We start from the raw sequence: 12232 nt of genomic DNA, 5'->3' as shown, positions 1-12232 counted from the left end.
ATAGCGTGTCTACCCTCATCCCCGTCCATGCATCGGACCACGTCCTTGGGGGCGTCTCCGAGTATTTGGCCACCGCGTTTTCGCTTGCGAACCCGGAGACGTCTAACGCGCTGAAGGCGTTTTTGGAGGACACGGAGCGGGGTATGTTCCACGGCCCGTATGTGCGCACGCGGTTGCCGTACGCGCGTGCTATCGGGTGGGACGGGATTCTGGATTGGACGCCGGAATGGTTCACCCCGTACCACCACCAGGCGGAAGCGTTCCGGCGTTTGCGCAGCAGGGATGAGCAGGGGGCGCGGCGCCCGGAGCCGACGTTGGTGATCACGGGTACTGGCTCGGGTAAGACGGAGTCGTTTCTCTACCCGGTGCTGGATCACACGGCGCGGGCGCGAGCGGAGGGACAACGCGGTACCAAGGCGCTGCTGCTGTACCCCATGAACGCGCTGGCGAATGATCAGGCGGACCGCCTGGCCAAGCTGCTTACCAGCGAGCCGGCGCTGGCTGGGGTGACGGCGGGTATTTACACGGGTGAGTCGACAGGCAGCGTCCGCAAAGTTACGCGGGATTCGCTGATCACTGACCGTGACCAGATGCGCGCGGATCCGCCAGACATCTTGCTCACCAACTACAAGATGCTGGACCAGCTGCTGTTGCGCGAAGAGGATCGGGAGATCTGGAAGCGCTCCGCAACGTCGCTGCAGTACCTGGTGTTGGATGAGTTCCACACCTACGACGGTGCGCAGGGCACGGACGTGGCACTGCTGCTTCGTCGGTTGGGGCTGATGCTGAAAGCCCACCAGCCGGAGGGGCTCCTCGGTGAGTACGCATCCAATCCGCTGGGTCGAGTCACGCCGGTGGCGACATCGGCAACGCTGGGCGGCAAGGATGACACGCAGAAGGTGCTGGACTTCGCTGGCACGATTTTCGGGGAGCAGTTCAGCGCGGACGCGCTGGTTGGCGAACGTACGCTGACGTACGAGCAGTGGGTCGACGAGATCGCGGAGACATTCGGGAGTCACTCCCCTACTCCGCTGCCGGACATCGACCGGATCAAGCAGATCAACAGCATGATTGCGGACGATGCCTCGGGCCGCGACTACGCGGACGTGGTGCTTGAGGTCTTTCGTACGCAGCTGTGGGACGCCGGCGAGGCGCTGGAAGAGATTATCGCGGCGTACGCGGTGCACCCGCTGACCCGCGCGTTGCTGGAGGCGGCGAAAAACGCAGCTCCCCTTATCCAGCGCGAGGGCGAGAAGGAAACGACGGTGCCGGCGGCGGTGCTCGGCGAGATTGTGGTGCGCAGCCTCAAGGAGGGCCCGGCACGGGAGTTTGTCACCCACCTGCTCACCGCGGTCGCGCACGTGCGAGCGCTGGCGGGCGAGAAGTACGGCTTCGGCGGAAAGCGACTGCCGGGTGTGGAAACGCACCTGTGGCTGCGTGAGGTCTCCCGCATCGAGCGCACGGTGACGCCGACTGAGGACGGCGAGGTGTTTCGCTTCGCGGATGACGGCCAACTCGGCGGGGACGACGCTGCGGTGTGGCTGCCAGCGATCTACTGCCGCGAGTGCGGGCGCGCCGGGTGGATGACGGCGTTGGAGCCCGGCACGGACGCGGTGGTGCTGGGTGGCGGGGAGATCCGAAAGGCGAGCGTCGATAAGCCTGAGCTTGTTCGCCCCCTCATCGATGCCACCAATGAGTACCGCCGGGCGCTCAAAGACGGCAAGGAGATGAAGGAGTTCGGCGACGACGAGGGCAAGCGGGCTCTGATGTGGTTCCACACGCAGACCCGCACGCTGTCCGCGAGTGAGCCGGATGAGCGGGAGCGGGCGGAGGGCCTGTCGGTGCCCGTGATCACCTACTTCGGTCTCGACGCAGGCGAGTACGCCCGCGAGCAGGTGTGCCCGTCGTGCGGGGAGACGGACACCATCCGCTACATCGGTTCGCGTGTGGCCACGCTGCTGTCGGTGGGGCTGTCCAACCTGTTCGGTATGCCGCAGCTGGAGCAGGAGGAGAAGAAGACCCTCGTGTTCGCGGACTCGGTGCAGGACGCGGCGCACCGCGCGGGGTTTGTGCAGGCCAGGGCGCGCGCGTTTGGCATTCGCGCGTTGATGCGCAGTGTTGTCGCGAGCTCCGACAATGGAGTACAAGGTGAGGTCTCCGTGGCGCAGTTGCCGCTGCGGATCCTCGAGCGCGCAGACGCCGCTGAGGACCCGTTGCGCGCGCGGTTTGAGCTGCTGCCCCAGGAGATCGCGGAGACGCCCACGTTCCGCGCGTTCTGGGAGAAGGACGCGGACGACGCGTCCCGGCGCGCGGCCACCGCGGCGGTGCTGGAGCGCCTTGAGTTGGACGCGGCACTCGAGTTCGGCCAGCAGGCGGACCTGCCGCGTTCCCTCGTGTCAACGGGTGCGCTCACACCGCGGGTGGATGTGGATGACGCGGTGCTGCTCGAGGCGGCGGAAGAGGCGCTGCGCAGCATCGATAGCGGCCTGTTCGAGGTGGTGGACGCCACCGACCCGCAGGTGCGGCTGCGCTGGATGCGCGGGCTGTTGGAGCAGGTGCGCGCACGCGGCGGCGTGTACACGCCAATGTTCAAGTCCTACCTGCAGGACGACGGCAACACGTGGCGCCTGCACAACCGCTACGCCAAGGCGCGCGGTATGCGCCGGTTTGCCAAGGGCGGCGCGCCGGAGTTCCCGCGCTCCGGGCCGGCGGTAGATGACAAGGACCGCGGGGTGACCCCGCTGGGTAGCCCGCGCGGGCGCTACGCGCGGTGGACCTCCAAGGTGCTGGGGATCGGCACCCACGACGCGGCGACGGTGCTCACCAACGTGTTCCGCGAGCTTGCCCGGCGCGAGGTGCTCATGGCCGTGTCCACGGACACCGGCGGCACGATGTACGCCATCACCTCGCAGCAGGTGGTGGTAGCTGGTGAAGGTGAGCCGGCGATGTTGCAGTGTGGGGTGTGTCATGCGCCGTTAGGCGTCGATAGGCAACTGCGCTCGCTGCTTCAGGGCCTGCCGTGCCCCACGCCCGGCTGCCCCGGCGAGCTCGAAGAGGAGCCGATTGAGGCGAACTACTACTCGCAGCTGTACACCTCCACCAACCCGCGCGCGGTGGTGGCGCGCGAGCACACCGGGTTGATCCCGAAGGAGGAACGCCTCGCGCTCGAGCGGGCGTTCCGCGGCGGCGCTGAGGCACCGAACGCGCCGAACGTGCTGGTGGCAACGCCGACGCTGGAGATGGGCATCGACATCGGCGACCTGTCCACGGTCATGCTCGCCTCGCTGCCCACCACCGTGTCCTCGTACGTGCAGCGTGTGGGTCGCGCCGGGCGTCTCACCGGCAACTCGCTGGTGCTCGCCTTCGTGCAGGGCCGCGGGAGCATGCTGCCGAAGCTGAACCAGCCGCTGTCCGTCATCGCGGGCACCGTGGTGCCGCCGGCGGCGTTCCTTTCCGCCACCGAGATTCTGCGCCGGCAGACCACGGCGTACTTGGTGGACACACTGTCGTTCCGCAACAACGGGCTGGATGTGAAGCATTCGCGCGACGTGTTCAGCACCCGCAAGGTCTCGCTCGTGGAGGTGCTCGGCGAGGACATCGCGGCCGGCGTGGAGGACCGCGTGGACGCGTTTTTGGCCACGGTGGCAGGGTCCGTGGACGCGGCCACCGTGTACGGGGTGCGCGCGTGGGCGTGCGGGCAGGGCCCCGATTCGCTCACGGGCGAGATGGAGCGCACCCGCAGACTCTGGGACGGCGAGGTCAAGGCGTTCACCACGCGGCTGAGCACCCTCCAAGACCAGCTGAGTGCGCTGGATGCCAAGGTGGACCCGAACGCGGGCACCGAAAACGCCGATGCGGAGCTTGAGCGAGACAAGCGCAGCACGAAGGCGGCGTACCACCGCACCGCCAAGGACCTCAACGACATCCTGCTCGGCGAACACTGGATCAGCTCCATGGAGCGCTACGGGCTGCTGCCCAACTTCACGCTGTTGGATGATGCGGTGGAGCTGTCCGTGGTGCTCTCCCAGCTCAACCCGACCACCATGCAGATCGACCCGGACTCCTTCGAGCTCTCCCGCGGTGTGTCCTCCGCGCTTCACGAGCTTGCGCCGGGCAACACCTTCTACGCCCGCGGCATCGCCGCCACCGTGGACGCGGTCGAGGTCGGCTTCAACGGTGCGGACATCGAGCGGTGGCGCTTGTGCCCCGAGTGCTCCTACGCCGAGCCCGTGCGCGAAGGGGCCGCAGCCGGGGCGTGCCCCTCCTGCGGTGCGGACACCTTCGCCGACAACGGCCAGGTGCTGGATACGGTGCGCATGCGCCGCGTGTCGGCGGAGGTTGATCGGGGCAATGCGCTTATCGACGACTCACGCGACGACCGCCGCGAACTGAACTACCACACCGCCCTGTGCTTCTCCGTTCCCGAAGGCGGCCATGGCGGCAAATGGTTCCTCTCCCAAGGCTTCGGCGCGGAGTACCTGCGGTACGTGAACTTAAGCTGGTTCAACCTGGGCCGCGGACCCGCAATGAAGCGCATCTTCGCCAACGCGGAGATCGATGCGCCCATGTTCACCGTCTGCAACTACTGCGGACACCTGGACTCACAGAAAGGCACGAACTCCAAGTGGGACCACCGCCCCTGGTGCCCGAAGCGCAACGCCCGCGAGGAGGAGTCCGTCACCGTCGCGCTGTCTCGCACCCTGCAGACCCAGGGCGTGCTGCTGCACGTCCCGGTGATGCTCACCGCGGGCGACAAGGCGACCATCCCGAGCCTGACCGCCGCGATCAAACTGGGCTTCAAGGAGGTTTTGGGTGGCGACCCGGACCACCTGGGTGTGGTTACCGTCCGCGTGCCGGATGACCGCGGCGGCACCGTCGAGGCGCTGCTCATGCACGACAACGTCCCCGGCGGCACCGGGTATCTCTCCCAGTTCGCCTCGCCCGAAGACGTTCGCCGGCTGTTGGAAAAGGCGTTTACGAAGGTCGCGGAGTGCGCCTGCCAGGACGACGAGCGCCTCGCCTGCCCCGACTGCCTGTTGCCGTACACCCGCTGGCAGCAGATCGACGTCACCTCCCGCGCCGCCGCGGAACGCGCGCTGCGTGCGATTCTGACTAACCAGGACCACCCCTCGGCAGAGACCGATCCCCTGCAGGTGACGTGGGAGCCGCAGACGGAGGCGCCGCAGCTGGATCAATCCTCCAACCTGGAGGTGCGCTTCCGCGAGATGCTGCGCGAGGCCCTGGAGGCGCGCCACGCCACCGTCAAGGACATCGCCAATGCCGGCGGTGTGGAGTGGCACATCACGTTCTCGTCCGGTGAGGAGTGGTCCATGCGCGAACAGCACGACTACGGCTACACCCGCCCGGACTTCCTCTTCCAGCACCGCCGTAACCCCCTGGTGCGCCCGGTGGCCGTGTACACCGACGGCGCCGCGTTCCACGTCAGCCCGCAGCACTACCGCTTCCCCTCGGACATCCAAAAGCGCAACAGCCTGCACCACACCGATAAGCAGATCCTGCCGTGGAACGTCACCGATGCCGGCCTGGACTGGTTCGCGCAGGAGGTGAAGGTCGGTGCCGCAGCACCGACGTGGGTGAGCGAGGAGGCCGAGGAGCGCGCGCGTGACATGGAGGGCATCGGCAACAACGAGATTGCTTTCCTCAAGGCCTCCCCCATCACCCAGCTGCTGACCTACTTGGCCGGGCCGAACAGGGCCTCGTACGCGCTCATGGACGAGGCGTTGCTGCGGATGCTGAGCGGGTCGCTTCGCCCCTCACGCATCCCGGGTGGTGCGCGCCTGACCTTCCGCAGCGAGGTCCATTTCGACGGAACCCTGGCGGATGGTGCGGTGGCTCTGCGCCGCCTGCACGTCGACGCCACCGAACCCGGCTCCATCACCACCGACAACTGGCGTGACTTCCTGCGCTTCGCCAACATCATGTGGTTGGCCAACAACGCCGTCACAGTTGCGGTCGGTGATGGGGAAATGGTTGGGCAACCGGAGGTCGTCGATAAGCAAAGTGCTGTCGAGACCGCGGTGAGTGGGCTGTGGGCCGAGGCGATCGAGGAGTTCGAGGACGAAGCCGACGTGGCCGCCGCGCTGCGCACCCTCGTGGGCGCGGGCGCGGTGCCGACCGAGGAGATCGGCGAGGAAATCGGCTCCATCCCCACCGCCGTGTCCTGGACCGAGCTGCGCATCGCGCTGCTGATCGAGCAGGACGCCTCCTACGCGGGTGCCGAAGCCAAGCTTCGCGAGCAAGGTTGGACGCTGCTGTACCCCGATACACTCTCGCCAGAGACGATCCCGGCGGCGCTGCTGGGTAAGGAGTAAGACACCATGGTGACGTTTAGCCTGTACAGCGGGTTGGACCTTGACGGCGCGCTGATGAAGCCGACGATGAACTTCCTGCAGAAGCTGTCTGCGGACCCGACGAACCCGTCGCTGAAGATAAAGACGCTCACGAACGCCGTGGACAAGCGCGTGCGCACCGGCCGCATCAACGACCAGTTCCGGGCGGTGCTCTTTGAAATCCGCGACCAAGACACGCACCACTTCGTGCTTGTGGACGTGGACTCGCACGACGAAGGCAACCTCAAGGCCGAGCGGTTGGACCCCGCGCGACTACGTCTGGACGTGAACCCGATCAACGGTATTACGACGTTGATCAAGGAAGACGCGGTTGAGAGTGTTCAGTCTGTCGAGGACTCGCAGGCGAAGGCGGAAGCTGCAGCCCAGGCCGCGCGTGAACTGGCGGCGCAGCAGGGGGTCGTTGCGGAGCTCGCGGATAAGCCATCGCCCGCGCCCCGTGAGGCGCTGGAAGGGCTCACGCCTTCGATGCTGTGGGACGAGCTGGGCATTGATCCCGCGCTGACTGAGCAGGTGCTCGCACTCGAGTCCGAGGACGGGCTGGACGCGCTGCTTGCGCCCCGGCCGAAGTGGGAGCACGAAGCGGTGCTCGCGCTGGTGGCGGGGTACTCGGTGGAGGAAACGCGCGAGTCGCTGGGGCTGCGCAAGGTCTCGGCTGCGGAGGCTGCCGAGTCCGAGGATGCGCGCCTGCTGGCGGGCCTGCGGCAGGCGGCTGCGGAGCTGGAGTTCGCGTACGTGGACGACGTGGAGACCGAGTCTCTGCGCAGCGTGATCGAGTCCGGCAATTTCGACCAATGGCGCGTGTACATCCACCCGGAACAGCGCCGTATGGCGGAGAACTCCTACTCCGGGTCCGCGCGCGTGTTCGGCGGCGCGGGTACCGGCAAGACGGTGGTGGCGGTGCACCGCGCGAACAACCTGGCTGCGGGACATATTGCGGGAGCCGGCCCGCGCGTGCTGCTGACCACGTTTACCAAGGGTCTGGCGCAGGGGTTGAAGTCCCAGCTCAACGCGTTGAATCCCTCCTACCCGGAGGCCGGCGAGCCCGGCGAGGACGGCGTGTGGGTGGACAACATCGATGCCGTGGTGCGCAAGGTGGTCTCCCTCGGCTCTGTGGAGGAGACGGAAGAGGCCACCCGGCGCGTGCTCGGCGTCACCGCCCCGCGCGTGCGCCCGTACACCGACATGGCAGCGCGCCAGGTGTGGGAGGGCGCGGTGGAGTCCGCCTCGGAGGAGCTACCGCGCGAGATTGCTAACGAGGCGTTCCTGAAGGCCGAGTACGAGACCGTGGTGTTGGCCAACGGGATTGTGTCTTTGGCGGAGTACCTGAAGGTCGCCCGCACCGGCCGCGGCACGCCCCTGAACCGCAAGCAGCGCAAGCAGGTGTGGGCCGTGCTGGAGTCGCTGATGCAGACCCAGGCCATCGACGGCCAGCTGTTCTGGCCCACCATGTCCGCTGTGGGTGCAGAGATTTTGAACGTGCGCTACGAGCGCGGCGGCGGGTCGCTGTTCGACCACGTCGTGGTCGACGAGGCCCAAGACTTCAACGCGGGGCACTGGCGGTTTTTGCGCGCGTGTGTGGCGCATGGGCCTAACGACGTATTCTTGGCCGAGGACTCCCACCAGCGCATCTACGGCCATCCGCTGACTCTGTCGCACTTCGGCATCTCCACCCGCGGGGGAGCATCTCAGCGCCTGACGCTGAACTACCGCACCACCAAGGAAAACCTGGATTACGCGCTGCGGATCCTGGTCGGCGGCGACATGGAGTTCCTGGACGCCGAGGGTGATAAGGATTCCGTCGGGCAATACCGCTCCGCGAGGTCCGGCCCAGCGCCGATGATCGTGACCGCGGCGTCCGAGGACGAAGAATTCGCCGTAGCCGCTGGCTTGATCAACGTGTGGCTGGAGGAAGCCGAGCGTGCGGCCGAGGAGGGCACGCATAAGGAGGTCCGCGTCGGCGTGATGTGCCGCACCCGAGGGCAGCTCTCCCGCGTGGTGGCCGGACTTGCAGACCACGGCATCGATGCCGTACAGACCAAAAACGCGGAACTGGCCTCCCACGAGCAGGTCAGTGTGATGACCATGCACGGCGCCAAGGGCATGGAGTTCACCCACGTGATCCTCATGGGCGTGGGCAAGGAGATCATGCCGCTGCGCTTCCGCCTGAAGAACCTGTCCGAGGAGGACGCCCGCGCAGCTCTGCAGCGCGAGCGCTCACTGCTGTACGTGGCGGCCTCGCGCGCCCGCGACGCGCTGGTGATCACGACGGTTGGCGAGCGCTCGGAGCTGCTGCCAGAGGGCTAAGGGGTTTCGGGCGGCTCGGGCAGCGCTGCCTGCTGGTCGGCTTCGTCACCCTCGCGGTCTTCCCAAGCCGCCAACGTGGTAGTTGGTTCATCCTGCAGGTGCCACATCGTTCTGCCATTTGCTGAACCGCCCACCAGAAACGCCGCTGCGGCGGACGGGCTGGTGAACTCCAAGTCTGAGGTCAGCGTGTTGTCTTGGATCTGGTCCGCGTAGCGCTCCCGGGTGGCGTGGACCCCTCGCGGGGCGCTGGGGCGCAGCTCCGGGCGCAACGTGGATCCCTCGAGGACGAGGAAACCGGAAGTGGTGCGCTGGCCCAGGCCCTGAACACCCTGGCTGAGAACGGTGAGCTCGAAGACCGGTTCCTCATCATCGCTCGGGCGCGCCGGGTCTGCAGCCGTGTTGGTCGAGGCGCGGGTCTTCGACGAAGTTGCCTTCGGCTGGAAAGCGGAAACGCCCAGAGCGCTGATGATGAGGTTGGTGTTCTCGATGAACTCGTCCAGCTCCGCTTGGGTCTCCTCGCTGACACTGCCAGCGGACGGGGTGTTGCCGTTGGCGACCTCGTAACGGTCCGCCCTAATGGCGCGCTGGTGGAACGCGTTTTCCAGGAAGGTGATCTCGGTGGCGCCCCAGGAATCGTCAACCACAACCACGTAGATGATGCGGTTGAAAAAGTCTTTGTCCGCGCTGCGTGAATGCTCGGCGGCCCTTGCAAATGCGACGCCGTTCTGGCGGGGCGCGGTTTGGCCGATGTAGATGCGCGGCTTGTCCGTCTCCGGGTTCGTGCCAACAAGGAAATACACCGCGGGGTGGTTCAGCTCCGGACGCCCTCGGAGTTCGTCAGAATTGAGCTCGGTGCGCGGGATTGAATAGACCCGGCCGACCCAGTTTCTAATCGAGGCCTTGATCGGCCCGTCAGCGGTGCCGTCCATCATGAAAAGCTGCAGCGTTTTCGGAGAACCCATGCGGTTGAGCGTAATCCGAAACTCAAGCTGCCTCAGCTTGAGGTGTCGGAGGCTGCCGATGTGTCAACCCTTGCGGACTCCGCATTGCGCCGTGTGGGGCCTGCCGAGATTCGACAGTTGCGCAGCGCCATCAGTTAAGCCGGGGTCGGCAATGCCGAGAAAAACTGTGGCGCGGGAGATAGAGTGTTCCTATGAAAAGGCTTCCTCTCCTTGCTGCAACAGCAGCACTACTCATCACAACACTGTCCGCGCCTGCTGCTAAAGCCGAGCTGACCCCAACTGAGCGGGACCAGTTCCGCACCGATCCCGTCGGGGCGATTGCTTGGCAAGCTATTAAGGGCTCTTCGGAATACGTGCGCGCCGATGGCAACACCATGATGGCCGCGTCCTTCTTCTCCATGACTTCGCCCGGGGAGAGTATCGGCCTGCCAGCCCTGGAGACCTGCGCCGAGCGCGTCGGCTCCTCTTCGCCGGCAGGCGGTGTGCGCTACGTGGCGGCAGCCCTGTGCGCAACCTTCGACCCGAATGCCCGCAGTCAGGTGCAGCGCAGTGACTTTGGCTACGCGCCCCTGGGCTAAGCCGGTGCGTAGATAGGCAGATCGCTGCATGTATGCGGCCGAGACCACCCTGCCAGCTTGTCCTCGGCGGAACGAACGTGCCGATCTGAAATTGAGGGCGCGTGCCTCCAAGTCGGAGCGAACACACCGAAATGCGCTGTTTTGCGCTAACCTCACGGCCTATAGGAACAGATTCGGTGCGAACGTTCCGTAACAGCATACGGTCAGCGAGGAGACAAGACACGTGGACATAGAGGCACTCGGCAGCTTTGTGCGCGCCCAGCGTAAGGAGCGGAGGCTGACCCAACTGGAGGTCGCCGAGCTTGCCGACGTGTCGGACCGGTTCCTTCGGGAGCTGGAGCACGGTAAGCCGACGGCCGAGATTGGCAAGGTGATCGACGTTCTTGCCGTGCTCGGGTACGACATTGAACCCGTCGTGCATAGAGCTGACGAGCTGGGGCGATTTTGAGCGTCGCCCCTTGCGGACTCCACATTGCGGACAAGTGGGTGCGCACCAACTGTTTGGGGCCGCCAAGTTTTGAAACTGCCGGACATGGAGATATTGCCTGAAGCGTTGACGCCTAATGGTCTCTTCGGCATCAGCACCTCCATCAATCTCTCCTCGAACATTCTCGAGGCAGCCAAGGTGGCGGCTGTAAAGAGCGACCTTCGTCAGGCGCTGGGGCGGTCTGGTACGACTGCGGTGGGCCGCCATTGGTCGATCTCGATGACAAGGGCGCAGACTGGCTCTAACAACTCCGCATTGCGGACAATTGGGTGCGCACCAATTGTTTCTGGGGGAAACCTTTGGTGCGTCGATAGGCGGATGTCCACTGAAATGAGCACGTGAGGGGCTGTGCTCGCGCGGGGTGCGACGTAGGCTGCCGGGCATGGGGATGAAAACTTGGAAAATTGGGGCCAAGGCGGCAGGAACGCACGTTGGGGGCCGGGTAATTGTTGCGAACCGTTTCGGTGAGATTGACGCTTCCGGGCGGGAGCTTGGGCAAGCGGTTGTTGCCGGACTGAATCGGGCAGCCAGAAAGTGTCGGCGGGTCAGTATGAAGCAGCCGGAAGTAGGTGAGGTGGCTGAGAACCTCGCAGGCATCGTCTTGATGGCTGGCTTGCCGCTGCTGCTGATGCGGCAAGCGACAACCGTCGAATCAGCGGGTTCGGCGGCCAGGTTGATGGTGGAGATCAGCGGAGAGGCGCTCGCGCGGGAACCGCGGTTTGCAGGCGTTTACGGGCTAGCGATCTCCGCCCGGGAATGCGCCGACGCCGGCCGTCTGGACATGATGGGGCCGCTTTGCGACACCATCTCCAGCGTGTTGCCGAAACCTCTCTCCCACGCAGGCGAAGCGGATCGCGCGATGCGGGTGGAAATCCGGGAGGTTGAGTTCCCAGAACCTAGCGCTGAATTGGCTGGCGACGGCCTGGCGGAGATGGGCCTGAACTACAAATGCAGCGAGGTAGATGGCAGTGAGATCGGTAAAGACTCCGGCTCAGCGTACTTCCCGCTGCCGCTGTTTGCGCCGGGGACGGCGGAACCGCGCGTGGTTATGGAGATGTGGGTCGATGGCCTGCAGGTGATCGTGGACCTCGAGGCGAAGCTCGCTGGGTACGGTGCTCTTCGGGACATGGTGTATGCCGTGGAGGAGGTTGTGCAGGCGCACCGGCAGGGGCGGGCGCGCGTGCGACCGGCGTGAGGGGGGTCTGAGCCGGGCACCGCTTTAGCCGTCGATAAGTTTGGTGTTCGTGAGCAACCACCGAAGATAACTGCATAAGTTTGGTAGACGCCCTCGTATGCACTGCCCGAAATACTCTGGACAGGCTGGAAGACGACGGACTCGTCACCTCCGCGCAGTTGGATAAACTCCATCGTGGGTAGCGCTACCCCGACGTTCTCGCGTTGCTCGACGAGTTCGCCGAGGCCTCCGGCCGGGACGGTAGCGTGGCGGGCGGAGGGAGGGTGTCAGGAAGTTTGTGTGTGAGGCTCTGATCTAGAAGGAGTTTCACCGATAATGACTACGGTGTCACCGAA

General features: G+C 65.6%; 6 protein-coding genes. 5 read left to right on the top strand and 1 reads right to left on the bottom strand.

What is annotated here, in order from left to right; genetic code table 11:
• The first annotated feature begins 5 nt into the window (after positions 1-5).
• Positions 6-6332, top strand: a complete 6327-nt coding sequence (locus NUW87_RS08145) for a DEAD/DEAH box helicase (RefSeq protein ID WP_269028000.1) — start codon at positions 6-8, stop codon at positions 6330-6332.
• Positions 6333-6338: 6 nt separating this feature from the next.
• On the top strand, positions 6339-8675 hold the full coding sequence (locus tag NUW87_RS08140; RefSeq protein ID WP_269027999.1) for a 3'-5' exonuclease: 2337 nt from the start codon (positions 6339-6341) through the stop codon (positions 8673-8675).
• Here the strand turns inward: NUW87_RS08140 and NUW87_RS08135 are convergent.
• Entirely contained in the window at positions 8672-9637 is a 966-nt protein-coding gene (locus NUW87_RS08135; protein WP_269027998.1) for a GIY-YIG nuclease family protein, read from the bottom strand. The genes NUW87_RS08140 and NUW87_RS08135 overlap by 4 nt on opposite strands.
• 191 nt (positions 9638-9828) lie before the next feature.
• Here NUW87_RS08135 and NUW87_RS08130 point away from each other — a divergent pair, with 191 nt between their 5' ends.
• From NUW87_RS08130 to NUW87_RS08120, 3 genes are all read left to right on the top strand, one after another.
• Entirely contained in the window at positions 9829-10215 is a 387-nt protein-coding gene (locus tag NUW87_RS08130) for a hypothetical protein (protein ID WP_269027997.1), read from the top strand.
• A 223-nt stretch (positions 10216-10438) separates the two neighbouring features.
• Entirely contained in the window at positions 10439-10663 is a 225-nt protein-coding gene (locus NUW87_RS08125; RefSeq protein WP_269027996.1) for a helix-turn-helix transcriptional regulator, read from the top strand.
• Between the two features lie 589 nt (positions 10664-11252).
• Positions 11253-11897, top strand: coding sequence for a hypothetical protein (locus NUW87_RS08120; RefSeq protein ID WP_269027995.1), 645 nt, complete (start codon positions 11253-11255; stop codon positions 11895-11897).
• The last annotated feature ends 335 nt before the right edge of the window (positions 11898-12232 follow it).

Source organism: Corynebacterium pilbarense (assembly GCF_026930265.1).
Lineage (GTDB): Bacteria > Actinomycetota > Actinomycetes > Mycobacteriales > Mycobacteriaceae > Corynebacterium > Corynebacterium pilbarense.
Note: the sequence above shows the minus strand (reverse complement) of the source record. Positions and strands in the feature narration are given on the sequence as shown.